Source organism: Thermoplasma volcanium GSS1 (genome assembly GCF_000011185.1).
In the GTDB taxonomy this organism is placed as follows: Archaea; Thermoplasmatota; Thermoplasmata; order Thermoplasmatales; family Thermoplasmataceae; genus Thermoplasma; species Thermoplasma volcanium.
Genome location: NC_002689.2, coordinates 1,523,969 through 1,548,013 on the forward strand (window position 1 = coordinate 1,523,969; position 24,045 = coordinate 1,548,013).

Sequence of the window (24,045 nt, forward strand, 5' to 3'; positions counted from 1 at the left end):
GAGGCAGCTTATGACAACATTGATAATAAACGTAGATAGAGACAACGATTTTGGCGACAAGGCTGGGGTTAATGGGCCTGTTGTCGGTTACACAGAGTGTTATAACGCTGCCCTTAAGCTAATAACAGCTGATCCAGAAGATTCTGATTCAAATGCCCTTTTCGGCGCCCTAAAGGTTTATGAAGATCTGAAAAAAAAGGGAGAAGACGTAGAAATAGCCTTGCTGACAGGGGACAACGATGTGGGAGAAAAATCAGATGAGATCCTCTCTAAGCAGGTAGCTGAGGTTACAGCCGGCGGAGAATACAGCGATGCTATACTCGTATCAGATGGGGCTGAGGATGACTATATCGTTCCCGTTATACTTTCCTACATAAAGATAAGGTACGTCAAGCACATAATAGTACGGCACAATGAAAACATAGAGAGCATTTATTATTACATAGTAAAAGCCCTCAAGGACAAAAAGATAGTGAATAAGTTTATCATACCTCTAGGCCTCGTATTCCTAACTTACGGCCTCGTATCGCTTGTTTTCATACTTTATTCTGCCTATGCTACCGGAGTTAAAGTCATCGATCCTACCGTAGGAGCGATTACATTTGTTACTCTGGTTCTAGGAGTATACCTACTTGAACGTGGCTTCGATCTAATAAAAGTTGTATCGAAGTTCATAAGAGAGGTGCACGAATACGCCCAGGACACAAGGATACTCTTCTTTACGTATATAATTGCAGGTCTCCTTGTTCTCGTCGGCATTGCCTCAAGTTATACTATAGCTGTCCGCACGTCCAAAAATGATCTTGATGCTTTTCTTATATTCCTCTCCCTATTTACTTGGTGGGTATATGGCGCTATATTCACTAGCGAAGTAGGCAGAGTCACAGAACTGGCTGTTGGAAGGAAGGTCGGCATTCTCAAGATATGGTACGGCTTAATATTCTCTCTTTCAATAGCATTTGTCGTTTATGGTATGTTCAATTATATCAGGTACATACTGGGCTTTATATCGTTGAAGTCTGGGCTTGTGAGCATATTCTTCCTAATACTTGGCCTCATTATAGCGATAATATCGTCGATGGTTCACCGCTATTTTAACGAAAACCCAGAAATACAAACAGAGCTTCCAGGGCTTGAACAAAAATGAACCTGTTCAGGTGGATGGATATATATCGCGCGATCTGTGACGATTTTAATATTAATCCCAGCAGCGATTATATTTCTGCTGTCATACTTTCATCTTTATCAGGAGAATTTAAGCTACCGCATAGAAGTAATGAAATAAACGTAGTCGGGAACGGACCGGAACTTAAAGATATACTTACAACGGTAACGAAAAGGTTTGCTATAGTCGCTGATTCAGCGATATCAATTTACTACGAAGAGCTTGGTTGCCCTGACATAATAGTGACGGATCTTGATGGCGATCTTTCTAAAATATGGAATTGCAAAGGCCAAGGAACATTAATAGTAGTTCACGCACATGGAGATAACATAAAAAGGATAATCGCAAATAAAGAGCATATAGATAGAAGAGTTGCTGGGACTACACAAAACCTGCCGTATAGGCAGATAAAGAACTTTTATGGCTTCTCTGACGGTGATAGGGCGGCTTACTTGGCGGATTACTTAGGCGCACAAAAGATATTCCTCATTGGATTCGACTTTTTGAAACCGTCGGCAAAGCCTGGAAGTAACCTACTTATAAAAATGAAGAAATTAAAATGGGCTAGATATTTGATAGCAGAACTGGCAAAATCCAGGAGATCTTCGTTTAATGAGGGGGAAGTGTCAGAGATATAATATTTCATTCGCAATCTAAACCTGCTTATATTATTGCGGCTATAGCATTCTTTTAATATTATTGCCAGCACTTTCCATACATTATTAGCTTATATTCGACTTAATCTGATAGATATTTTTAGAAGGCAGAAGAAATTATACTTAAGCAATTCATATTAAAGTTCATTGGGCGGTTAGCCTATGATCATCTTTAGTGAGAATAATTTTATAGAAGAAAGTATGCATACGTTTAAACTAGGTTTGAATTGATCTGTATGTACGAGAAGGAAAAGGAACAGGTTGTCGAAGCCTGCCGCAGGATTGCCCAGGATGGATTGACTGTTGGTTCATGGGGGAATATAAGCGTAAGGGCAGATGATGGAAAAATTGCGATTACTCCAAGCGGAAAAAATTACAACAAGACGGAAAAGGAGGATATCGTTATAACGTCTATAGATGGAGATATCCTGGAAGGCCATCTCACCCCTTCCAGCGAGAGACTTATGCACTATGAGATCTACAGAAAAAGGAGTGACGTAAAAGCAATAGTCCACACGCATTCTGTATATTCTTCAATACTTTCTGTTGTAGACGATGATCTTCCTGCTATAACGGAAGACGTCATAATGATCCTCGGGCGGAGTGTAAGAGTGGCAAAGTATGCCATGACTGGCACAGTTGATCTAGCAAAAAACGTGGTAGAGGCTCTCGGCGATTCAAACGCAACTATAATGAAAAACCATGGGGCAGTTGCAGTCGGCAAGGACATCGATCGTGCCATGGCAGCTGCCTATGTGCTCGAAAAATCAGCCAAAATATATGTGATGGCAAAACTGCTTGGGAAAGTTTCAGCCGTTCCAGATGATGATGTAGACAAGCTAATCGGAATCAGCGAAGCCTATTTAAAACAGTGGGACCGCTGGAAAAAATGAGATACATAGTGTGAAAAGGCTATGGGATAAAGCTGAAAATTGTACTGTATTAGTTTTTGGAATGAATTATCAAATATATTTATAAGTAAAAATGTAATTTAATATCTGGTGATATCCTACGAATCTTGATGAGTTTTATAACGCTTGGAATAGATGCGGCCAGAGAACATCTTACATCCCGAAAGATACGCCAGAAATAACCAGACATATTAGGTTAGATAATGGCGACTTAATTTATGCTAATTTAAAGGACGTTGTCACAAGACAAGACGAAAAAGATAGAGAAACAGAGAAAAAAATGATTGCGTTGAGGTACGATGTTGGAAACAGAGTCATAGATGTAGCCCTTGTCGACGTAAGGCATATTGCCGAGGTTTACTGACAGATATTCTTAATTATACGAATTTGTGCAGAATAATGGCGTAGGGATATGCCGAAACATTATTCTCAGTTTCTTAAACAACACAATGCCGATTAAAGTACATTTTTCATTTTTTAAAAAGCATTTCGGATTTTGCCATTGAAATGCATTTCAGATAGCAGTTAATAGCTCTTTCACCGTACAGATAATTATGGACAAAAAGGTTGAAAACTTTGCATGGCTCCTGATAGGCATAATTGCCTTGATAGCTGTAGTAGTGTTCGTGTATTCGATTTTCGCAGGCGGCACATTTTATAGCTTTGGCTATGGGCCGCGTGTTATAGTCGGCGGGCTTTTCGGATGGTGGCTTATTATGCCAATATTCGCCTTCTTCGTGATGATTTTCTTTGTAATAATGATGTTTAGCTCACATGGCCACGACCACTGGCACAACAATCGCATGGATTTCAAGAGATCTAGGGCAGAAGATATAGCACGTGAACGGTTTGCTAAGGGGGAGATAACAGAGGATCAGTATAACAGGATAATAAATGAGATCAGGAGGTAGGTATTATTATGGATAAATACAAGTTGTTTGCTCTCGTTTCCCTTGGAATATTAATTTCAGTGGCTGCATTCTATGGTGCCCGTGAGTTGGCTAGCAGGGAGATCGGGTCAAGCGGTGGCTATATTACAAATTCGGAGCTCAACTCATTAAACATCACGCCACCTGGCGTTCAGGTATCATCGAACCAATCTGCAATATACATAAACAACTCCACCACTTTGCCAGTTTTGATGGGGCCAATGTATGCACCAAGCATGTATAGCTTTGAAATACTCAGACTCATAAATCCAACTATAGTGGTAAAAGAAGGGGTGAGCGTGCATTTCATAGTTATCAACGTGGACACTGATTCTTACCACAACTTTGCAATAAGCAATCGCGGACCACCATACCCATACATGGTTGGCATGATGGGTTTAGGATTTGAATACAAGGCGCCTTATTTACCACCTGTCCACTCAGATCTCTACGCTTACTCAGAGTTCAATTACACTTTTTCCAGTATTGGGGATTACTGGTACCTTTGCACGTATCCTGGCCACGCAGAGAATGGGATGTATGGAGAAATAATTGTACGCTAGACTTTAACCGGCGCAAGTAAAAATATTGACTTATTTTTTAGATTTATTTATCAATTCACGAATCAGTAAGAATTGATAGCTATTAAATTAGTAATAGATGAATAAATAAGCAAAAATAGAAACATGGGTATTTTTATATGTTTAATATAAAGGCAAATTGCCATTTTCCGTGAGCAGTTTGGAGAAAAAGATGGATATATTCTGGCTTAAAATATATTTCAAATAGTCAGAAAAATGCTGGATAAATTTAAATAAATCTTAAAAATACACTAACACCCGTGGAATGGCGTTTCCACTCGTACAAACCGCCAGCTCCAGCTGACTGATGACGCCTGATTGAAACTGGTGGCTTGATATGGGCGCCATAACATTAATAGAGACCTTAATGCAGTATTTCTTCGTTGTTCTTACTGCTCCACTATACACCGGCATTTTAGAGAAGCTTAAGGCGATGGTTGAATCGCGTAAAGGGCCAAGCATATTTCAACCATACTATGATCTCTGGAAGCTTTCCCGGAAAATTACCGTAATACCTGCCGGCTCTGGTATATTCTTCAGGTATATCCCCTATGTGCTTTTTGGGATTTATTCCCTCATCGCATTAATAATACCAGTAGTGATACCAGTTCCTATATACTTTACCGCCTCTGCTGATTTCCTTGGCGGCGCTATCCTTTTCTCATTAGCAGCTTTTATGAAGGCTGCTGCAGCTATGAACTCTGGAAGCAACTATGTAGCGCTTGGCGTCTCCAGATCAATGTCTTTCAACTTCCTTTCAGAAGGCACGCTAATAACAGTTTTCATAGCAGTATCTCTGCTCACTGCAACAAATAATCCGTACATAACCAATGCGTTCCTCGCCTCTCATCCACTAGCGAACCTATCCCTGGCCCATATATTCTCAACACTGGCCTTCTTTATGCTCTTTTTTTATGAAACCGGGAAAATTCCACTGGAGAGCTCAGGTGTGCAGGAGCTTGGCATGATAGATGAAGGCCTCAACTATGAGTATAGCGGTAAACTTCTGGCCATAAATAAATGGTCATCTTATATCAAACAGTACTTGCTCGGATCTGTTCTCCTCAACGTTTTTCTTTTCCCGTGGGGCTTATTTTCGACATACCCATACTTCTTCATTGATGTTCCAGTCATGATGGCCAAATGGCTCCTCCTTATATTGATCGTACTTGTTGTTGAAACAACTCTGGCCAAACTCAGGCTGTTCAGAGTAATGGATTATCTTGCCACTGCCTTTACTTTTTCAATACTTTTCCTCATTTTTGCTGAGGTGATACCGTGAACAACATCGATACCGTAGTTTATCTTATATCAAGCCTGATTGCGATTTCGGCGTTTTATATTCAGGGCCAAGAATTTATAGCTTCCATGATCAGAGGGCAGTCTGTACAGTCTGTTCTCATAGCTGTTGTTGCATTCATAATAGGGTGGCAGGAAAGGTCCTATGATTTTTTTATCCTTGGGATACTCATCATAATATTAAGGGCATTTCTTGTCAATTATTTCCTTCAAAAGAGGATCCCAAAACAAAAAGTTTACCTGTATGAGAGAAAGGTAAGCCTTTCTTATTTGTTTTTACTTGACCTAATATTTATCGTAATATCAGTGTTCATAATCTACTCTATAGCATTTTCTGGAATTGTATTGCATTCTTTTTTGGGAAATGGCGGGAACTCCTCAGTCCTCGTTTTTCCTCTTACACTTTTCTTCCAAGGACTCTTTCTCATAGCTTCCCGACGGACGACCTTCACCCACGTAATAGGCTATGTCGAAGAGGAAAATTCCCTTGTTTTATTCGCGATGTTCCTTCTCCCTATACCCATAATAATTGAGGCAAGCGTGTTTCTTGACGTGCTTGCGCTTGTCGTGATATCCTCAATAGTTGTCCTTGAGAAATTTACACACGAACCCATGGAGGAGTTGATTGGATGATTCCAGGAGAAATTCTTGCAGTACTGGTCGTTGTCATACCTGGCGTTGTTAACATTACGTACCGATTGGGCATTAAGAAGGCTACGATAGTTGGAGCATCTGCGGATCTCGTAGTAGCTGGCTTAATGTATTTCCTTCGCCCGCAAACTGGGTTTTTCTACATCCAGGATTCGACTATGCTCTTCATAATAATGGTGTTGTCAGTGTATCTTTTATCAGCCATATATTCGACAAGATACCTAAAAGGCATAGAAGTTATGGGAATTAGGGAGCCAACTTACTACCTTCTCTTAAATTTGTTCACTGCTTCAATGCTTTTTTCACTAGAGGTAAACAACTACGGGCTAATGTGGGTAGGAATTGAGGCTACAACCATATCATCAGCTCTCCTTCTTATCACTGAAAAGTCAGAAACGTCGCTTGAGGCAACGTGGAGATATATTATAATAGTTTCAGCAGGGGTAACATTCGCCTTTATATCCATAATACTAATATATTACACGCTCGGCACACTCTCAGTTTCAACTGCTATAGGATCTCATGTGCATTCTAGGATAATGGTGCTTGCCGTATCTCTGGCGCTAATAGGCTTCGGCACAAAGGTAGGTGTATTCCCTGTGCATACATGGCTTCCAGACGCCCACAGCGAAGCACCATCTCCCGTCAGCGCTATGTTTTCAGGAGTACTTCTTCCCACAGCACTCTATGTCCTTTACAGGGTTTATGAGATAGAGCCTGTTAGGGGGCTTTACGTATGGTTTGCCGTAGTTTCGATAGTTGCAGCATCCATATTCATGGGATATCAGGCCAGATATAAGAGAATGTTCGCTTATTCGACCATGGAGAATATGAATCTTGCACTTCTGGGAATTGCAGTTGGTGGTTCGCTCGGCTTTACTGGAGCGCTTCTACTTCTGCTTTCGCATAGTTTCGGAAAGGCTGGCGCTTTCTACTCTTCAGGGAATATACTCAGGTTTACTGGAAAGAAAGAAATTGCTGAGATAAACGGCATGCATACGTCCATGCCATACACATCCACCTCACTACTGATGTCGTCTCTTGCAGTTACAGGAGCACCACCCTTTGGAACATTCTTTGGTGAATTTTTGATCCTCTCAGGCGTACTTTCACTACACATGTACGTCCAGTTCATAATAGTAATAGTATTCCTTGCTGCGGCATTCATATCAATGAATTATAATGTGACCGGAATGATATTCAATGGAAATTGTCCCAATATCGAGAAAGATCGATTGATGCCTGCTCTCTCTATATTTTCTTCAGTGATCCCCCTTTTTATTGGAATTTTCTTTCTGGTGGTTTATAATGAAATATTATAGGTTTGGAAAACCTGAAGGCAGATTCGTTGGTAATACTGAGAAGTACTCTGTATACGAGCACATTTTATCTGATCAGCGCCGTGAAATTCCCTCTGAATCATACCGCAATTTACCTGGAGAGTTTACCTTCAATTATGGCCCTGCAACAGGAGGCTTGATTGAATCTGTTGCCTTTGACTTCCACACCCCCGGTGAACTGATCAAGCATGTCGATGTATATCCATACATAAAGACAAGGAAGATTAAGGTAAGGGGCCTATCTCCAGAAGATGCCCTACTCCTAGTAGAGAGGATCAATGGATTTCATGCTGCATCCCATGCCGTAGCATTCGAGATGGCAGTGGAAGACGCATTAAATATCGATGTTCCTGAAGAGGTACAGTATTCAAGGATCATAATGCTTGAACTGGAGAGAATGAGGAGCAACCTTGAGGTCGTAAAGAGGCTATGCGAACCTGCTGGTTTTGGTGTTCCGCAGAACCAGATCGCATACCTAAGGGAGAATATTGCAAGAATAATAACATCGTTCGCAGGGCACAGGTATTTCTTTTCATCTTCGTACGTGGGCGGATGCCAGTTCAACGGATTGGTCTTAGAAAGTGTGATCGAAGATGTGAAGGAAGAATTTGAGGGAATTTTTAACGATTTGCTGCAATCCAAAATATTCTTAAATAGGCTTCAGAACAATGGGAAGATTAGCAGCAGCGATATGCTTGGTCCCGCTGCAAGGGCCGCCGGCATTGAAGTGGACGCTAGGATTGATGAAAAAAGGCTTCCGTATAGTAAACTTGGCTTCAAGCCAATTGTGTTCGATGAGCCAGATGCGTTCGGCCGGTTTTATGTGAGAAGCAAGGAGATCCTTTCTTCTGCGGATTTGATCTCTAAAGCGATACGTTTCAGCGGAAACTCTCCGCCAGCAAAAATCGAAAAGACTAATGGTGAAGGTGCTGCAAGGGTCGAAAGCCCGCAAGGGGATCTTTTCTATTATGTAAAAATCAACGACGGGAAGATTTCCGACGTCCAGATATCTTCGCCGTCACTGTTAAACATTGAGGCCTTTAAGAAATCAATGATAGGCAATATATTCACAGATTACCACTTCAACTGGGAGAGTTTTGGCATATGGGTATCTGAGCTCGCGGTGGTGATACAATGAGCAGTATTTGGTTTCTTAATGGGGTGAAAAAAGGAATAAAGACAGAAAGATATCCTTATGCAGAGCCCGTTTCAGCGCCACAGTGGCCATCACGCCTGTCCGGGCATGATGGGGGCAATTGCCCTGTAGATGCAATAACGCCTGATGGATGGGTTATGGAAAAATGCATATTCTGCCGGAGATGCCTGCCAGATTATAAGCCGACGGGTGATCAACGCATTTTCACCATCAAGAAGACTGAAGATACGTTCAGGAGATCGTTTCATGTCTTCCCCATTGATTCCGGGGCTTGTGGCGCCTGCAACATGGAATTTCTAAGCATATTTTCTCCACAGTACGATGCAAACAGGTTAGGAATATTTATGGTTAATACACCGCGCTATGCGGACGCTTTAATAGTAATGGGGGTGATGACTCCTGGAATGAAGGAGGCCCTAGACAGAGCCTATGAGGCAATGCCAGAGCCAAAGCTTGTCATTGCTATGGGAGCATGCGCTGTTACAGGCGGCATTATGGGTGAGAACCCTCTAGACAGAGAAAAGTACAATGTGGAAATTGCGGGATGCCCGCCTTCGCCGTACACATTGATTGCTGCACTCAACGCTGCGATGAAAGATAAGAGAAAAGCTGATTATTTTGAATCGAAAAGACAAGAGGTGCACTGATTATGCTTCCTTATATTGGGCCAGTTTTATTCGGCGTCGCATCCCTACTCGGCCTATTCAACAGGAAAATATCCTATCTTATGTTGTCTTTATCATCGGTTGTATTTGCAGCTACGCAGTTCGCGTATGGCAATTACCTTTCCTATTACTCGGTCATAGCGGCAATTGTATGGGTATTTGCCGGTGTGTATTCGCTATCATACGGCGAAAGGTACGGAAAATGGCTAGCATCACTTATGTCGCTCACAGTGCTTGGAATGTCTATAATATTGGTTGGAGACAACTATCTTGTCCTTATAGCAGGCTGGGAGATAATGTCTGTGCCCTCTTATGCCATAGTCGCCCTTAACAAATCGCAGAAAAGCCCTGCATTCACTTTTATGACGTTCAGTGAATTCAGCACAGTCCTAATAATCGCTGGATCAATATCATCATTTGTTGCCTCAAAAGATAGTTCGTTCAGCTTTATACATCTAACAACGTTCGCTCCGCTTCTTCTAATTTCCTTCGGTTCACTCATCAAAATGGGGATGTCGCCCTTCATGATAAGTGAGTGGCTGCCTATAGCCCACGGCAATGCACCAGCAAACGCATCTGCTGTATTCAGCGCAACGATGACTCTGATGGGCGTCTTCCTTATAACAAAGATGATATTTTTAACTTCTGATAGCCCTGCACTTCTTTACATAGGAATTCTCTTGCTGATCATCGGGAGCATATCCATTTTGTTTGCATCTATCTATGCTTATGTATCCGAGAATATGAAGATGCTTGGTGGATTCAGCACTATAGAAAATCAAGCGGCAATTCTTTCCGCATTCGGGCTTTATCTTGTGACTAGCAATAGCACCCTTCGTGAGTTTGTTCTTGCTACGATAATTATCTTTTCGTTATCTCATGCCGTTTCTAAGACAGGCCTATTCCTCTCAATCGGCAGCACGAGGGGAGAGTATTTTGGAGAAGCTAGGGCACCTGAAGACAGGTGGATGCGCCTCGGGACACTTCTTTCTACGCTGTCTCTATCTGGTTTGTTTCCTGCCATTGGTGGACTGGCAGTGTGGATGCTCCTTGAATCCTTCTTCATGCAGGCTTATTTGGGCGGATATATTGGAATTCTGGCAATAATAGTAGGATCAATTGTTGCAATCTCGGAAGGCATGGTAACTGGATCTATGATGAAAATACTGTCATTTTCAGCTCTATTCAGGGCTAAGAAGGGACATGCCAGCAGGGTGGAAACCGTAACTGTATTCAGTGTTGGATTAACTATACTCATATTCTTTGTTATTTCCATAAAACTTATTCCATCGGCTTTTCTTGGAGGCATACCATCCGTTCTTGTATTCAAAGGCTTCACCATAGAATCAAGGTTTAATATAGCGGATTTCGGGCTGGTTTCGCCGGATTACGTAATAGCACTCATAACAGCATTTTCACTTGCATCATATGCCGTCTTTAGAAAACCAAGAACTCGAACAGCAGAAGTCTGGAACAGTGGCAGATCCCTTTCAAGCGAATATACTTCATTTGCCTATGCTAATAACATAAGGCTCATGCTCCGTAGAATCCTCAGAACAAGGATGGGCAATGGCAACCAGCCAATATCCATAATAGATGTTTTTTGGTTTGCAATGAACTCTATCGGAAGAGGCTATAGGTGGATGTGCAAGAATGCAACACAGAAATTTATGAACAGTTCACTCGCTTGGTACATGATTTACATGATAGTTGCATTTATGGTGGTAATCATAATGGCTGTTGTTATTTATTAAGCAGATATTTTATTCGTCTTATCTTCGCTACCTCACAAAATTAGCCAGTGACACTTGACCTTTATCCGTTGTTTAGAAATCCAACGATCTGTTGTGTTAATTTCACATATATCGTATTTGCCTTCGTTAGAATAAGGTTAAAGAATATAAAATGAGAGGCAACAAAGCTGTCTATCAATTTTCTTCAATAAATAAAGTTCAGTTTATTATAGAATAGATTTTGATGCTAACCCATAGTTAGTTTGATTATGCCTTCGCTTTTTATCAACATTTTATTATCATTTGAAACTTTTAGACCAGACTCTGAACAGGCAAATAAATATATGAAGATGGGAATTTAGTTTAACTGGATAGGGTATTTTCGAATATACGGCAATTCAGGTATACCATTCATCATTCTTTCTTGACTTTCTTTAGGTGTAATTAAAGAGCAGCAAATCGCTATTTGAAACAGACAAGAATGTATTTTATATTTTTGTGCTAGCTTTGTGTGATTACACAACATCTTGGCAGGCAAAATCGACTTGAATCTTATAACTAGAATCGATTATGGACCGGTCTGGATTTAATTAAAGTTTTAATCGAATACTTCAGGAAAGTTTCTATTTGCCTTGGAACAAACTTTTTCTAATGTGGGTTTGCAGAGATGGATAAAGAACATAATCTGAAATTATAATAAAACCGTGATGATCTATTAAAGAGGTTCATCTGACTTTCATGTGGATCCTCACAGATTGGATAACAAGGAAAGGCAGTTTTCAGGGGGTTTTAGAAGTTACAGGATGTCCTGGGAATATATTTTCAGAGGGATCAATGAGGAATCCTTATAAATACACATTCTCAGGTATTTATCGCTCTAATTTACCCACACGAAAGTGTGAAGAACCAAATTTCTAAAATATTCCACCACAATACAAAAAGGAAGTGTAAACGTGTGGAGTTGAATTGGATATTAACACAAGGCTGGCCTGTCATATGTCGCGCGAACCACTCAGTGCACACACTTGACCGGTTAGGATTTGGTTAGGATTCAAAGCTGGTACCTTATCAAATATAAAGATTCAGGATGAAAAGAAAAAATAACCCGAATACAGCAGAAATTAGTGAACTCACAGTCCAGTTAAGCAGTATTGAACGGAATATCATGGGAGTCACCACGTGAGATTTCATAGATCGTTTTGCACCATAAATGGACATGATTATTGTCTGGTTAATTGATGCGTTGTATCCAACAAGATTCCCTGATATTATAACTATAGCCTCAGTAAGTTGAGCAGCTGCTGCAAGAGGGGCATTTGTCTTTACAACCTCGGTTCCAACCCTGCGAATCAGCCTCTGGCCCCATGTTATCAGTCCCAGCCCAATGAAGAATCCTCCAAAGACATAGGGCACTATTCCAGTCAGAATTCCAACTTTTACCAGAGGGGAAATAGCGCTGCTTACGTCATTTGATCCCAGTGTAAAAGAGCTAAAAACACTGCTGCCTATGATTATGATCTTGAGTTTTCGGCTATCATCAGCTAACTTTGATACCAGTTTGGGCGCAAGCAGATAAGACAACAGCATTGCAGCCAGTGGCATTAAAATCCACATAGAGAGGACGATCTCTATTCCGCCATACATCAATTTGATATTTGAGGCCAATCCAACAAATAAAAGGGAAAAGGTGTATACCTGAATAGTCGAAGCAGGCAGTTTCAGTATTGTCGATATTAGAATAGCGACAGAAGCTCCTAACAAGGCTGCCGTCAATTGCCTAATCGTTGTAGTCCCAACAAGGGAGAAAGCATATGTATGCACAACGCCCGAGCTTGCAGTTATAGTTCCGAGAAAGGCAAATGTGGCAGCTATCACGGTTGCCTGCCTTATTGTGAGTGACTTTGAACCATAGGCCATCCCCATTACTGCACCGGAGTAGTGGCTCCCCATATTCCAAGCGAAGAGTGCACTTGCAAAAAGCAGAATGTAAGATAACACCAGCATTGTACTTAAAGCAATTCAATACTTAAAAACCAATAGGATTAATATGATTAGCACCTAGCATCTCTTGAAAAAAAGGGCTAGAATATCCTGCATAAAAAATGGACCGGTCGGGATTTGATTAAAGTTTTAAGGGAATACCCTAGAATTCGCGAGAAAACAAGGTATGGGTTCTCTTTAGTATCATTAAAAGAGTAACTATGAAAACAAACAGAAGGTAATAGACAATAAAGCCTAAGAATAAGTCAAGATAAAGTTCTTTTGGGAGTAGAACATATAGAATAATTGCTATTAATGCGTATATACATAATAGGACAGAAAATTTAACGTTATAGTAAGTTTCTTTGAGTAACCTAATTCTGACATTGTTCTCGACTGAACGCTCGTTATCATTTTGTGGTGAACCTGCATTGACGCCACTTTGCAGCCTCCTACTAAGTATAGAATACATCAGAAAAAGTAAGTTTAGAAGCAACGAGATGAATATGGAAAGTACGGTAATCAACACAGTAATTATTGAGGGTATCAAGAAATTATGAAAATACAGAAAAGTTAATGCGAAGACAAATGGGAGAATGAAATTAATAATAACCGATATTATGTCTACGCCTCCGTTATTATAAAGTTTCAAGGTCCTAACATGATCCTTTACAATCTGAAGATTGGAAAACTTAGTGCTCATTACGTCCACGTAAGTGCGATTTTAAAATCTCCAGATACTTAAGAGCTTCTCGATTAACGCTCTCCTGCGTTGGGAATCCGTCATTACCATACGATACTTTTTTAGAAATATCTATTCCAGGAGTTATTTCAGATCCTTCTTCCTTGAGTGTGAAAGTTTTTTGCGTACCTTTTATTTCAACTTCCGTTTTGATCTCATCAGGAGACATCCATTCAGATTCGATGATTTTACTTATGGGCATTTCATGTTTTACAATTTTTATGAAGTTGTCAATAAATTTACCATGAAATCTCCCTTTTTCAAACCCTAATATTACCCTACCTCTTTTGTCGTCTTCTGTGGAATAATAGTCGGCGAGATCACTAGTAAGTGAATGAGATATTAACTGAACGCTTTTGATGACTCCATTCTTGAAGGCATCTAGAACTTCGTCAGGTGTAATGGGAATCATCTCTAGGATGTAATCGGGAAAACGCTCCTCAAAAAAATTTTGAAAGTGGGATTGAAAAACTCCTTTTAAGCCACTTTTCCTGAACCTTTGGAATATGGCTATGCCCATTTTCTCGATCGGGATATCGCCCTTCTTTGGAATATATAACAAAAATCAAAGAGGGACTAATTCTGTATCTTCTATATTTCTGGTATAAGAGAGTTTACGACTTTTGCGGTTGACTATTGGAGTAATATAGCCATAGTCTCCAATTCTAATTAAACCCTGTATTAGCCTTCCATTGATCTGCACAGGATCGATTGACATCGTCTTATTATCTGTTTCAGGGACGTCTTCTACAGGATATATGGCATTTGAACTGCTGTTAGAGTACTTGCTGAAGTATTGACTAAAGACAGAAAATAAATCATTAGTCCCATCAAACGAATATAAATCTGCATATTCTTTTGATCTTGTTTTCCTTACCCTTATTGAGTAGCCTATTAGAGATACTTTAGCCATACTGCTTACTTCCTTGCTTATATATTAATGATTGTCTTATAATTTCTTTTATTTTCGCCATTAACTAGTTAAGAAATGCCACTTAACGCTATCTAGTCATGTTATTCCGTACTGAGTGGAGGGGGATTGTGCGGTCAATTATTCCTCTCCCCCTGTTCCCCTCAAATTGCACTCTGCAAGAGAGAATAATGTGTCCGAAGCGAGCCGGAAGTCGTGCTACGCAAGACCGAGTGGCGTAAGCGTTAGCGGTGGGTGGTATGGAACACCAAGCGAAGCGTAGGTGTGTAGCACCACCCATACACCACGAGCCGCGAGCACAGGAGACCACCCTGAATGAGCAGGGCGAAGGAGGGGCTAAGGGTGAATCTAGATTGCAGTCGAAGCATGGGGACCTCTGCTCGGCGTGAATGCGAGCGAAGGGCGCATAGTAATTGGCAGAGGCTCAAAGAGGGGCGGCCGTCAGGTCGGGGTGAATTTGAGCCGAAGACTACCAAAAGGTATTAAAATCTAAAAGTATATGAGTATAGTAATGACCACTACTAAATCTAGACTTGTGAGCATACCAAAATCTGATCTTGATAGCCTTGAGGCTACTATTGAAACTCTTGAGAATGAGTATGTCATGGGTCAACTGGAAAGAAGTGGGCAGGACATACTAAAGGGTAAAGTAAGGACTATGAGAGAGTTTCTCGAGGAACTCTAATAGAACTTCTTGGCTTCATCCTTGTGAAGATGGCTCTGAGCGTTACTTTCTTCTCTTCCTCGTTTATCTCATACCAGACCCTGAAAGAGCCCATTCTCAGTTGCCACAATCCATGAAGCTTTCCTCTCAATGGTTTACCTGACTGTGGTTCCTGGAAAACTACTTTTCGAATGCTTCCGTGGATTCAACGATGTAGGTCATAATACCAACAAGTTTTTCTTAGAGTTCCTTTTTGGAATCCTCCACTCAAATCTTTTCGACGCTTTCGTACGACCTGATGATCTCTTCCAATTTTTTAAGAGTCTTGACTTCACGATTGTTTTTGAAGACGCTCTCAGGAACCTTGAGGTAGGTCCATTTATTGCCAGTGAGTTTGGTTGCATCTTCACACCATTCTCTCGCTCTCTTGTCCTTGTTTTTTACTTCTACAGATTCCTCTCCCTTGGTCTCCAAGACATAATTTTCTGAATCGCAAATAACTATGAAATCTGGCAAATAATACGAAAGGCCCTTTTTCTCGTTAACATACTCTAAGTAGAAATTCAGGTTATCATTCTTTATGTACTTTCTGACATCTGAAGCATCATCTAGAAAATTGCAAAAGTCGTATTCAAAGTCGTTGGCAACCGGAACCAAGTTAAGAATGCATTTCTTGGGTGTGTAGGTCTTCTTTCTTGTCAAGAAGGGCCTAATGTCCTTTACTTCTCTTGGTTCTGATTGGAGTTGTACCTCCGTTGAGAGGATGGTCAATTTGTTTATTACCTTTACAAATAGCTCAGTAAGGAAATCAACGACCTTTGGCTCACTCAATGCATGAAGGAACCTATAATCGTCTTTTATTTGTTGAGTCAAAACCGTTGAAAAGAGGCTGTTGGTAATATAAGAATCAAGTTTTCCTACAAGCTCGCTGTTTCGGGAGGGGATCTTACAAGCCCTGAGAATAATATTTGCTAAATAAGAGATAACGGATGGGTAATTTTCTGGTATCGGCTGTTCCCACCTATCCCTCCATCTCTCCTTCTCTGTTAGTGCATCCCTCCCTACTGCTGATTTGATATTGGTATATGTTTCCAGATCCAAGTCATACTTACCCTGCGGAAGTGTAGAAATGTCAATTTCGTTAAATGATCTATTTTCTCTCTTATATTTCGGAGAAAGGACAGGTATCTGAAAGTTTAACTCTGATTTTCTTAGGATATCTGGAAAAATATTTGTAACAGTCGGTAAATTCCTCTCTTTGTATCTCTTTATGTCAATTCCCTGTTTTTTCATTTCTTCGTCTATGTAGTCAACAAATGCCTTTGTACCGAAAACATCGACCGTCTCCTCGTACCCTGATTCTGGGCCAAACATCAATCTAAGCCCGCGTCCCAGAGCTTGTTCCGGTAGTATTTCAGCTTTCGAAGTGAACGGCCTTAAACCAACTATAACACAAACGTTCTTGACGTCCCATCCTTCTCTCAACATCAGGACGCTCACGATTGCTCTGTACTTGTGTGATTTGTCTATCTCTCTGGTCTCCTGTTTGAGTTTTTGCCATTCTTTATCGCTAATGTCACCTTTGAGATTGGTATGAATAATCAGCGTTTTTCCTTTAAACTCATTCTTAGTCTGTAAGTAGTTATAAATGTCTTCAGCTTCAGATGTCTTAGTCGCCATGAAGAATATTATTGGATGCTTCCCAACCTTTTCCATGACGTTGTTGTAGTATGACCATCTTCTGCATCCAGCTTCTATATAATCTCTGTAAATGACATCCGCCCTGTCTGAAGGAGTTTCATGTGGATTTTCAACCTCGCCTATAATAGGTGATTTTACAACTCCACATCTTATTGCATCCGCTAATGGGAAATCAGTAATAACCCATTCAAACACACTACCCGTATCCTGCCTTTTCGGTGTCGCCGTAAAGTCTAGCTGAAATGACAACCCTTTATCTTTCTTCTTTAGCAGTTCGTTGCAAGTCAAAATAAATTGATTCCAGATAATATCTTTGTCCCATACATGATGGGCTTCATCGTTGATTATGCCTAGACTGTTCAGAGACTTAATTTCTTCTATCATTTGATCGTAATATATTATAGAATCAGATGGTTTCTTGCCTACGATCTTTTGTATGGGATTTACAGGCGCATTGTCTCTTTCATATAGCTTCTGAACATTAGTCAGATACAGTCTTCCCTTTGTGTTTCTGGTAGGGATATAATCTTCGGTTACTGCCTCGAACTCCCAGAGATGTTGAAATTCATCCGGTATCATCACTCCCGAGTTGAATATTCTGCAATCTGCAAAGTCCTCTTTTAATCTCTCATACACAGCAATGTTGGGTGCAATTATAAGGAAATTTCTGGGCATTTCTTCATTGTGTTCTACTATGTTGTTGAAATACGACCAAACAATTGCCAGCGCCATGACATAGGTTTTTCCAGAACCCGTGGCCATTTTAAAGCAATATTTGGGAAACAAATCTTCATGTGGATTGTATGCAATTTTCTTAGTGCTGTCGTAATTCAGGATCAGGTCACTCATTTTCCTGAACTTCTTTATCTCATATATGTAGATCAGGGTTTCAATAGCCTCTTTCTGAGCGAAATAATACCTGAATTTCTCATTATCGATCTCATGCTCTTCGTCAAACCAGAATTGCAGCAATCGTCTGGTAGTTTCAGAAACGCCATTGTAACCAGAGTTTCTCCAGTTTGCAACTTCGTTTCGCAAAGCTTCTACAAGTGGTGCTGTTGTCTGCACCCTTGTTTCTGGTTCTTCGAACGGATTCATACCACAGTTACCTCTTTAATTGTAGTAGTATCATTTCCAAACACGTCTATGACCTTGATCATTATCCTATAATTTCCAGGCTCATCGTAGTGATGTTCTATCGACTGCAACTGTAAATTCTTCTTCCTCTTTGTCCTGAACTCCTGCCATTCATTATGAAAGGTGTCTCCCCTATAATTCCAGTCTACGCTCCAATAATCTATAAAATCACTCCACTTCAGGATTTTATCTCTGAGTTCTTCCGGTATGGATTCTGGGTTTGGTATTATGAAATTCTCAAGACTAACCTTTACCTTCCTACCTGAATTTACAATTTTCGCCTCGAGGAACGCTTGCTCATAGAAATTTACATCTCCTGCTTCTGCCGCTCTTTTATCCATCACCTCATTTGGTATGATTCTAAGTGAGACCTTAAGTTCATAGGATTCCCGTAATTCTCGTAGGATCCGGTCATTGAATTCCATTTCAAAGTCCCATCCTAGAACATCCAGAGCGTCAAACCCATTTTCCTTAGCTTCTTTCAGACATTCTTCAACCTCTGCTTTTGTAACAGGATAGTCTATTGGACCAACATGTACCGCTCTTTCAGAAACCATTCCGTGAATGGTTTTGTAGTCATAAATGGGTTTTGCTTTGTAAAGCTGTAATATGAAGTCAATATAGTCTCTATATACAGACCCTAATGTCTGATCCATCCAGTATTTTCTTTCATATTTTCCAAGATTCAGCACCTCAAAAGGTTTACAATGAGGTATATCAAGTAGTCTCTTTCTTATTGTATGAACGGAAAATCTCCCAATATCTGCTCCAATCCACCTCCTCCCTAACTTTTCTGCTACTGCAACAGTAGTACCGGATCCGGAAAAGAAATCAGCTATAAGGTCTCCTTTTTCTGTTGCAGACAGTATTATTCTTTCAAGCAACTGCTCAGCATTTTCGGTTGGATAACCTGTACTAAAAGAATATCCGGGAATATCTGTCCAGTTAGAGTCCAGTATTTGTTCTTCAGTTTCTTCTAATTTGTATTCAGGTTTCCCAGTTTTAGGATTGAGTCTAATTCGACCTTCTGCTATCATTCTATCTATATTTTCTTGTCCAAAAGTCCAGTGTCTACCGGAAGGTGGATACATTGTTTTCCCAAAAATCGTCCTCGGTCCACCCTGGCCTTGTGAGTCCATAGAGTGCCATCGTTCATTCTTAGTAATTTCTAGCTTTTTCTTTACATTTTTGAAAAAATAGTTGTCGGTCTTCGAATAGAAAAACAAAGAATCAGTTGCCGTATTGTACCTCTTAGCTCCAGAGTCGCTCTTCTTGATTCTGTTTATTATTATTTCATTTCTAAAATTTTCATATCCAAAAATCTCATCCAATATGCCCTTGATATAATGGGAATAGTGATAGTCAGATCTCACCCAAATAGATCCGTCCTCAGAAAGTAAGTCTTTCATCAGCACAAATCGGTCATACATGTACTGTAGATATGAGCTTGGGCCTTCTTTCCACATGTTTCTATAGGCTATCTCTTCTATAGCCGAAGGCTCCTTAACTGCCTCTTCATCACCCACTTCAAGAGTTATATTCATATTCGTACCAGTAAAAAAAGGTGGATCAGCATAAATCATCTTTATTTTTCCACGAAACTCTGGCAACAAAGATGCCATAACATACTTGTTATCCCCCCAAATTAGCTTATTCTTCCACTCACTATTCTCAGGCTCCTTTCTGAACTGAGCCAGTGTCCCAATATTTGACCTTGGAAGATTAATCGTCTCTATTTTCTGGAATGGAAGTTCAACTCTCTCTACCTCTTCTTTCTTATTTTTCCAATAAATTCCAAAGTCTCTCATTTGACCTCCATATTTGCATTTCAAAGCTAATTCATTTTGAAGTGTGACATTCCATTAATTCCGTCTCTTTAGCTCTCCCGATACCTTACCTGTTTCTAATATTTAAACCATAACATGCAGAATATTGCAGGAATCTCTTCAATACTTGCTACGTAGGCATGCCATTCTCTTTCCGGTATCGATCAGATCCATTTTATGTAGGTCAAGCCTCCTTGAGAAAACACGGAAAAGTTTATTCTCAGGAGAATGGATCATGATATGCTCTTTAAATTAGGGAGTAAGTGCCTTCCCCTCAGGGGAGGATCAAGCAGTTCAATTCCGGCTATGCCTTGACGGAAGCTTTGCCTGCTTCGTTGATCCTCAGGGGCAGACTTATCCCATGCTTTGCAAGACTTATAATTTCCTGGATGCTCATCCTGCAAGAAAGCATGTCCTGAATCATCAGGACAATATACGCAATCATGGCGGTGAAGATCTGCACCATAATACTATTTATCTTCCGGGATATGAGGTGATCGATCTTTAGGTACGTTTTCATGGTCCGGAAAAAGATATCGATGTTCCATCTCTGCGAGTATATAGTGAATATACATGTCAGGAATCTCCTGTATATACGGTAATTGTGTGCCATTATGTATGGGTACACGAGATCGTAGAATATCTCAACGAAGACCTGGTAAGGCCTCCCTGTATCAAGCTTCGATAGCTGTGCTCACATGGCTATCTATGGATATGTCTGTCAGATCCTTGGAGAGATGAGTGACTCTACAAGAAGAGCTGCATGTTTTAGAAGATCTAACTTCTTTGAATACAGATCATCCGTAATGTCAGATACATTTTCACGCGACTCCTTCAGTATCTTTTCAAGAATATTGATCATGAACTATTGATTGCATCAAAGAATAAATATGACACTGCCAGAGAAAGGTTAAGTACTGGAAACTGGATTGGATACAATAGACTCGTCTGATAATAATATTTGCGATTCCATTGTGTTGTACTGATCAATCTTCTTCTTAATCAGCGTGATAAGACCAAGGTTCTGCAGGTAGTTGATGCTCCTAGAAGAACGTCGACTTGCTAACTCCCCTGAGGAGTAAGTTACTGGACGCTGAAACTTCGGAATATGCTCTGTTCGTATCCTGGTTCTTGATCAATGCTGCAAGTATTAATAAGTCCCGGTCTCCAAGGTTCTTCAGCGTTTCGCCTTCCACTTCAACATAAGCCTGCTTCAGTGCCGTCCTGACAGAATCATCGTCCCATTCGTTCATTCTTCCTATGATTTCGAGAGCTTTGATTCCAATCCTTGCGTCACTCCTGTAGTTCCGGACAAGCATCGCAGACAACAGCCCTAAAGAATCTGGGTCATACTTGTTAAGACCCTCATCAGCCCTCATCTTCAGTATTTCCCTGATCTCATCTGAACTGTATTCATAGAATACAATGTGGTCAGGCTGCAGCGAACTCTTCACGCTCTCGTCATTCGTGTCCATGTACCAGTAAACCTTCTGGGTAAGTAGAATAAGGTTAGCTTTTGTATGCCTCGTTATATGATAGAGGACATCATAGTCCTGGAGAAAATCCACCTCATCTAGTATCACAATTGATTTTCCGTACAGGAACGAGTCAAATTTGTTCTTAACTTCATCGATGTCATTGTCTCTGTTAGATATCTTCGTCACATATCTGTAAATCTTTATTGAGGTGGGGTTCTCTCTCACGTTTATGTAGTAATATGGCACATACTTGTTCTCTTTCAGGGCCTTAGCCAGGAACTCAGGTTCCGTAAGTCTATCAGGCTCAGAGGACAGTATCCTTGACAACTGATGGGAAGGGAATTTTCCAAGGAACCCTGTCTTCAGCTTAGAAATGTCTATCTTCTTGGCCTCTTTCATAAGTTATGAATGCTTCATTGGTTATACGTCGATTTACGGGATATTACGAGGGTTGCCTGCAGCATCATGCAGTTTGGAGAATTCCTCCAGGGTTATGGGATCGTACATGTCGATCGCATTGGAATAGGCATATCCACAGTCGCAGTTGAATTCGATCTTGAGGTGTCTCAACAAAATATCGATGTAAAGTTCATCGCTCACCTTGTACCTTTAACCCTTGCTGCTGGAAATTGACAGAGAAAGGGGATGCCTCTTGAGGCACTTTTTGGCAGGTGACCTTGCCATTGGTTCCTCTAAACCTGATAATTAAGTAAAAGTATCATTATTGCAGCAGATTCCAGAAAAGCATAAGGTCCGACTCTATCATTCTGTTTAAATTTCCTCCGGCTTTGTTCTAAGCTCTATTCTTCTTCTGCCTGTGTTAACCAGAGGCCTGTAGATGAAATTTCTGCGTTTTAGCCTCTTGATACTATTGTCAATCCATTCATGTTTTACGCTGTTTATGGATTTTATTTCCTTTTCCTGGAGGCTTGAAAAGTTCACATAAAGGTCCCTGGTATAGGTTGTCTGGAAATTTCGCTCTCTGACCTGAATCGTCTTGAAAACTTTCTCTGCCCCGTCGTCTCCTGGAACGCTGTAATCAATGGGCGTGAACAAAAGCACACGTCTAAAACTGCATTTTCATAATAGCCTTTCCGTTGGGCACCCTGCAATTTAATCGGGGGTTTCAGAAACCAAGGCTACTCCGATTTCTTTACATCCTCAATGCTGATGCCAGTTGATGAAATGTATAGTGCAACGAGATGAGCACTGTTTCCTACTATGTAAACTATATCCAGCAAAAAGGATAAGACGTTACATCTCTGTAAACGAATGCTAATCAGTTTATTGTAAGGATAACCAACGATAACTCGGTTATGAAGATAAAATGATAGTTGCCAACTTGGTTCATGATTTAGCTTTTCCCTTATTAGGGTCACTGTTTGGCTTGGATAACTGATCCCCGTGGTTTACCCTGTATCGTAACAGAAGGTAGACAAGTGACAAAGCTCCAGCGATCCAAGACACGATTGATGAGATCAAAGGTGCTAACGGGCTTTTTGGGAGCACAGCTACCAGATAATATGTTAAGGTTACAGCTGCGGAGATGAAAAAAATTGCAGTAACTAATGCTATCAAGAGGTATATCTTGTTGGACTTATCTGAACCTATTTTCCATTTTTGCGGAATATCTCATCGCCCCTTCTTTGCAATTTTCCGCTTCTGGCACCTAATATCGCCCCAACCGTCAGTAGTACAATGGATATTAGGAAGGCAAAGCCTCCGAAGAGGAAACTATCAGCTAAAACAGTTCCGTCTGTATGAAAGGCAGCTCCTATTGCTAAAACGACCAAAGACGCAAAAAACGTGAATGTGCCAACGGTCATTGTCCGGTTTATTGGATGAAATTTAACCATTTTATCACCTCATTTATAGTCATTTTTGAATTTCTTAATAAATTCGAGCATTTGCTCCTCCTTCGCCCCATGCTTTCCGACGTAGTTGTAAAAGCCTTCCTCGTCTAATTCACCGCTAAGGTATTTATTCGCCGCTTCGTTAAGTTTTCTTGTATATTTTGTTGTTCCGTAGGGCTTCCTGATGAACAGATTACTGTATTCTACGGTCTTTCCATCAGGGGATTTTACCGCACCTGGCAGATCAGAGAGAATATCGTGATCAGTTTTCCACATTCTGGTACCCTGAATCCTATTTTGTCTCACCACTCTTGTGAAGCCCCCTGAGCCGAGTATTCCAATAACCGGATTTATTCCATAATCATGAACCCTAAAAACTCCATATAAAAGAAGTGAAAGGCCTATCCCAAAGGGTATAAAGAACCCAAAAAAAGAACCAAGATAACTGTAGATTAATATCCCTGGATACTTTAGAGAGATAACAATATCGACGATCATTATTGCGATACCAATACTCACGTATGCCAGCCTATATCTCATTGATTTCACCTCAAACTATATATGGGAATAATAGTTATTTAATTTGATGAAGTTTCTCCTTCGATAATATACTTCCAGTTTAGGATTGTACTAGAGCCTTCATTAAA

The 24,045-nt window shown here is 40.5% G+C and carries 25 protein-coding genes; 14 read left to right on the plus strand and 11 right to left on the minus strand.

Features of this window, described 5'->3' with window-relative positions; translation table 11 throughout:
- Positions 1 to 10: 10 nt before the first annotated feature.
- The 11 genes from TVG_RS07750 to TVG_RS07800 all read left to right on the plus strand — a co-directional run bounded on the left by TVG_RS07750 (position 11) and on the right by TVG_RS07800 (position 11,107).
- Positions 11 to 1,147, plus strand: coding sequence for a DUF373 family protein (locus TVG_RS07750; protein ID WP_010917704.1), 1,137 nt, complete (start codon positions 11 to 13; stop codon positions 1,145 to 1,147).
- Positions 1,148 to 1,161: 14 nt separating this feature from the next.
- Complete coding sequence (locus TVG_RS07755; RefSeq protein ID WP_162009553.1) at positions 1,162 to 1,803, plus strand: 6-hydroxymethylpterin diphosphokinase MptE-like protein; 642 nt, start codon at positions 1,162 to 1,164, stop codon at positions 1,801 to 1,803.
- A gap of 254 nt (positions 1,804 to 2,057) precedes the next feature.
- On the plus strand, positions 2,058 to 2,714 hold the full coding sequence (locus TVG_RS07760; RefSeq protein ID WP_010917706.1) for a class II aldolase/adducin family protein: 657 nt from the start codon (positions 2,058 to 2,060) through the stop codon (positions 2,712 to 2,714).
- A 572-nt stretch (positions 2,715 to 3,286) separates the two neighbouring features.
- Positions 3,287 to 3,643, plus strand: a complete 357-nt coding sequence (locus tag TVG_RS07765) for an SHOCT domain-containing protein (RefSeq protein WP_010917707.1) — start codon at positions 3,287 to 3,289, stop codon at positions 3,641 to 3,643.
- An 8-nt stretch (positions 3,644 to 3,651) separates the two neighbouring features.
- Positions 3,652 to 4,224, plus strand: coding sequence for a rusticyanin (locus TVG_RS07770; RefSeq protein ID WP_010917708.1), 573 nt, complete (start codon positions 3,652 to 3,654; stop codon positions 4,222 to 4,224).
- A 355-nt stretch (positions 4,225 to 4,579) separates the two neighbouring features.
- Complete coding sequence (locus tag TVG_RS07775) at positions 4,580 to 5,524, plus strand: respiratory chain complex I subunit 1 family protein (RefSeq protein WP_010917709.1); 945 nt, start codon at positions 4,580 to 4,582, stop codon at positions 5,522 to 5,524.
- Positions 5,521 to 6,174 carry a hypothetical protein gene (locus TVG_RS07780; protein ID WP_010917710.1) on the plus strand — a complete coding sequence of 218 codons (654 nt, stop codon included), beginning with the start codon at positions 5,521 to 5,523 and terminating at the stop codon, positions 6,172 to 6,174. Before TVG_RS07775 ends, TVG_RS07780 begins: the two co-directional genes overlap by 4 nt.
- Positions 6,171 to 7,514, plus strand: a complete 1,344-nt coding sequence (locus tag TVG_RS07785; protein ID WP_010917711.1) for a hydrogenase 4 subunit F — start codon at positions 6,171 to 6,173, stop codon at positions 7,512 to 7,514. The genes TVG_RS07780 and TVG_RS07785 overlap by 4 nt, the downstream gene beginning before the upstream one ends.
- Positions 7,501 to 8,670, plus strand: coding sequence for a nickel-dependent hydrogenase large subunit (locus tag TVG_RS07790; protein ID WP_010917712.1), 1,170 nt, complete (start codon positions 7,501 to 7,503; stop codon positions 8,668 to 8,670). Before TVG_RS07785 ends, TVG_RS07790 begins: the two co-directional genes overlap by 14 nt.
- Complete coding sequence (locus tag TVG_RS07795) at positions 8,667 to 9,335, plus strand: NADH-quinone oxidoreductase subunit B family protein (RefSeq protein WP_010917713.1); 669 nt, start codon at positions 8,667 to 8,669, stop codon at positions 9,333 to 9,335. Before TVG_RS07790 ends, TVG_RS07795 begins: the two co-directional genes overlap by 4 nt.
- A gap of 2 nt (positions 9,336 to 9,337) precedes the next feature.
- Positions 9,338 to 11,107 (plus strand): proton-conducting transporter membrane subunit, encoded by a 1,770-nt coding sequence (locus tag TVG_RS07800; protein ID WP_010917714.1) that lies wholly within the window; start codon positions 9,338 to 9,340, stop codon positions 11,105 to 11,107.
- Positions 11,108 to 12,154: 1,047 nt separating this feature from the next.
- Here the strand turns inward: TVG_RS07800 and TVG_RS07805 are convergent.
- From TVG_RS07805 to TVG_RS07820, 3 genes are all read right to left on the minus strand, one after another.
- Entirely contained in the window at positions 12,155 to 13,090 is a 936-nt protein-coding gene (locus TVG_RS07805; RefSeq protein ID WP_010917715.1) for an inorganic phosphate transporter, read from the minus strand.
- Positions 13,091 to 13,758: 668 nt separating this feature from the next.
- A complete protein-coding gene (locus TVG_RS07815; protein ID WP_010917716.1) occupies positions 13,759 to 14,328 on the minus strand; it encodes a hypothetical protein in 570 nt (189 codons plus the stop codon).
- Between the two features lie 45 nt (positions 14,329 to 14,373).
- Positions 14,374 to 14,721 carry a hypothetical protein gene (locus tag TVG_RS07820; protein WP_010917717.1) on the minus strand — a complete coding sequence of 116 codons (348 nt, stop codon included), beginning with the start codon at positions 14,719 to 14,721 and terminating at the stop codon, positions 14,374 to 14,376.
- A 115-nt stretch (positions 14,722 to 14,836) separates the two neighbouring features.
- Here TVG_RS07820 and TVG_RS08600 point away from each other — a divergent pair, with 115 nt between their 5' ends.
- Positions 14,837 to 15,001, plus strand: a complete 165-nt coding sequence (locus TVG_RS08600) for a hypothetical protein (protein WP_156769132.1) — start codon at positions 14,837 to 14,839, stop codon at positions 14,999 to 15,001.
- Between the two features lie 249 nt (positions 15,002 to 15,250).
- Positions 15,251 to 15,424 (plus strand): hypothetical protein, encoded by a 174-nt coding sequence (locus TVG_RS08680; protein ID WP_010917718.1) that lies wholly within the window; start codon positions 15,251 to 15,253, stop codon positions 15,422 to 15,424.
- A 246-nt stretch (positions 15,425 to 15,670) separates the two neighbouring features.
- On the opposite strand, the gene TVG_RS07825 is transcribed toward TVG_RS08680, so the two are convergent.
- The 5 genes from TVG_RS07825 to TVG_RS07840 all read right to left on the minus strand — a co-directional run bounded on the left by TVG_RS07825 (position 15,671) and on the right by TVG_RS07840 (position 21,944).
- Positions 15,671 to 18,202, minus strand: coding sequence for a DEAD/DEAH box helicase (locus TVG_RS07825; protein WP_010917719.1), 2,532 nt, complete (start codon positions 18,200 to 18,202; stop codon positions 15,671 to 15,673).
- A complete protein-coding gene (locus TVG_RS07830; RefSeq protein ID WP_010917720.1) occupies positions 18,199 to 20,049 on the minus strand; it encodes a site-specific DNA-methyltransferase in 1,851 nt (616 codons plus the stop codon). Before TVG_RS07830 ends, TVG_RS07825 begins: the two co-directional genes overlap by 4 nt.
- A 322-nt stretch (positions 20,050 to 20,371) precedes the next feature.
- Positions 20,372 to 20,680, minus strand: coding sequence for a transposase (locus TVG_RS07835; protein ID WP_010917721.1), 309 nt, complete (start codon positions 20,678 to 20,680; stop codon positions 20,372 to 20,374).
- A 108-nt stretch (positions 20,681 to 20,788) separates the two neighbouring features.
- The gene (locus TVG_RS08605) at positions 20,789 to 20,929 is read right to left on the minus strand and encodes a hypothetical protein (RefSeq protein WP_156769133.1); all 141 of its coding nucleotides are present in this window, start codon (positions 20,927 to 20,929) and stop codon (positions 20,789 to 20,791) included.
- Between the two features lie 181 nt (positions 20,930 to 21,110).
- A complete protein-coding gene (locus TVG_RS07840) occupies positions 21,111 to 21,944 on the minus strand; it encodes a Cdc6/Cdc18 family protein (RefSeq protein WP_010917722.1) in 834 nt (277 codons plus the stop codon).
- Positions 21,945 to 22,010: 66 nt separating this feature from the next.
- On the opposite strand from TVG_RS07840, the gene TVG_RS07845 reads away from it, so the two are divergent.
- Complete coding sequence (locus tag TVG_RS07845; protein WP_156769134.1) at positions 22,011 to 22,178, plus strand: hypothetical protein; 168 nt, start codon at positions 22,011 to 22,013, stop codon at positions 22,176 to 22,178.
- A gap of 138 nt (positions 22,179 to 22,316) precedes the next feature.
- Here TVG_RS07845 and TVG_RS07850 read toward each other — a convergent pair whose 3' ends face one another.
- The 3 genes from TVG_RS07850 to TVG_RS07860 form a co-directional block, all read right to left on the minus strand.
- Positions 22,317 to 22,601 carry a hypothetical protein gene (locus tag TVG_RS07850; RefSeq protein ID WP_156769135.1) on the minus strand — a complete coding sequence of 95 codons (285 nt, stop codon included), beginning with the start codon at positions 22,599 to 22,601 and terminating at the stop codon, positions 22,317 to 22,319.
- 551 nt (positions 22,602 to 23,152) lie between these two features.
- Entirely contained in the window at positions 23,153 to 23,401 is a 249-nt protein-coding gene (locus TVG_RS07855) for a hypothetical protein (protein ID WP_156769136.1), read from the minus strand.
- Between the two features lie 9 nt (positions 23,402 to 23,410).
- Entirely contained in the window at positions 23,411 to 23,938 is a 528-nt protein-coding gene (locus TVG_RS07860; RefSeq protein WP_010917723.1) for a hypothetical protein, read from the minus strand.
- Positions 23,939 to 24,045 lie beyond the last annotated feature (107 nt).

Excerpts from the sequence above, each read along its gene's own strand:
- TVG_RS07750 (WP_010917704.1), top strand. The coding sequence starts at position 11 with ATGACAACATTGATAATAAACGTAGATAGAGACAACGATTTTGGCGAC.
- TVG_RS07755 (WP_162009553.1), top strand. The coding sequence starts at position 1,162 with ATGGATATATATCGCGCGATCTGTGACGATTTTAATATTAATCCCAGC.
- TVG_RS07760 (WP_010917706.1), top strand. The coding sequence starts at position 2,058 with ATGTACGAGAAGGAAAAGGAACAGGTTGTCGAAGCCTGCCGCAGGATT.
- TVG_RS07765 (WP_010917707.1), top strand. The coding sequence starts at position 3,287 with ATGGACAAAAAGGTTGAAAACTTTGCATGGCTCCTGATAGGCATAATT.
- TVG_RS07770 (WP_010917708.1), top strand. The coding sequence starts at position 3,652 with ATGGATAAATACAAGTTGTTTGCTCTCGTTTCCCTTGGAATATTAATT.
- TVG_RS07775 (WP_010917709.1), top strand. The coding sequence starts at position 4,580 with ATGGGCGCCATAACATTAATAGAGACCTTAATGCAGTATTTCTTCGTT.
- TVG_RS07785 (WP_010917711.1), top strand. The coding sequence starts at position 6,171 with ATGATTCCAGGAGAAATTCTTGCAGTACTGGTCGTTGTCATACCTGGC.
- TVG_RS07790 (WP_010917712.1), top strand. The coding sequence starts at position 7,501 with ATGAAATATTATAGGTTTGGAAAACCTGAAGGCAGATTCGTTGGTAAT.
- TVG_RS07795 (WP_010917713.1), top strand. The coding sequence starts at position 8,667 with ATGAGCAGTATTTGGTTTCTTAATGGGGTGAAAAAAGGAATAAAGACA.
- TVG_RS07800 (WP_010917714.1), top strand. The coding sequence starts at position 9,338 with ATGCTTCCTTATATTGGGCCAGTTTTATTCGGCGTCGCATCCCTACTC.
- TVG_RS07805 (WP_010917715.1), bottom strand. The coding sequence starts at position 13,090 with ATGCTGGTGTTATCTTACATTCTGCTTTTTGCAAGTGCACTCTTCGCT.
- TVG_RS07815 (WP_010917716.1), bottom strand. The coding sequence starts at position 14,328 with ATGGGCATAGCCATATTCCAAAGGTTCAGGAAAAGTGGCTTAAAAGGA.
- TVG_RS07820 (WP_010917717.1), bottom strand. The coding sequence starts at position 14,721 with ATGGCTAAAGTATCTCTAATAGGCTACTCAATAAGGGTAAGGAAAACA.
- TVG_RS08680 (WP_010917718.1), top strand. The coding sequence starts at position 15,251 with ATGACCACTACTAAATCTAGACTTGTGAGCATACCAAAATCTGATCTT.
- TVG_RS07825 (WP_010917719.1), bottom strand. The coding sequence starts at position 18,202 with ATGAATCCGTTCGAAGAACCAGAAACAAGGGTGCAGACAACAGCACCA.
- TVG_RS07830 (WP_010917720.1), bottom strand. The coding sequence starts at position 20,049 with ATGAGAGACTTTGGAATTTATTGGAAAAATAAGAAAGAAGAGGTAGAG.
- TVG_RS07835 (WP_010917721.1), bottom strand. The coding sequence starts at position 20,680 with ATGGCACACAATTACCGTATATACAGGAGATTCCTGACATGTATATTC.
- TVG_RS08605 (WP_156769133.1), bottom strand. The coding sequence starts at position 20,929 with ATGATCAATATTCTTGAAAAGATACTGAAGGAGTCGCGTGAAAATGTA.
- TVG_RS07840 (WP_010917722.1), bottom strand. The coding sequence starts at position 21,944 with ATGAAAGAGGCCAAGAAGATAGACATTTCTAAGCTGAAGACAGGGTTC.
- TVG_RS07845 (WP_156769134.1), top strand. The coding sequence starts at position 22,011 with ATGCAGTTTGGAGAATTCCTCCAGGGTTATGGGATCGTACATGTCGAT.
- TVG_RS07855 (WP_156769136.1), bottom strand. The coding sequence starts at position 23,401 with ATGGTTAAATTTCATCCAATAAACCGGACAATGACCGTTGGCACATTC.
- TVG_RS07860 (WP_010917723.1), bottom strand. The coding sequence starts at position 23,938 with ATGAGATATAGGCTGGCATACGTGAGTATTGGTATCGCAATAATGATC.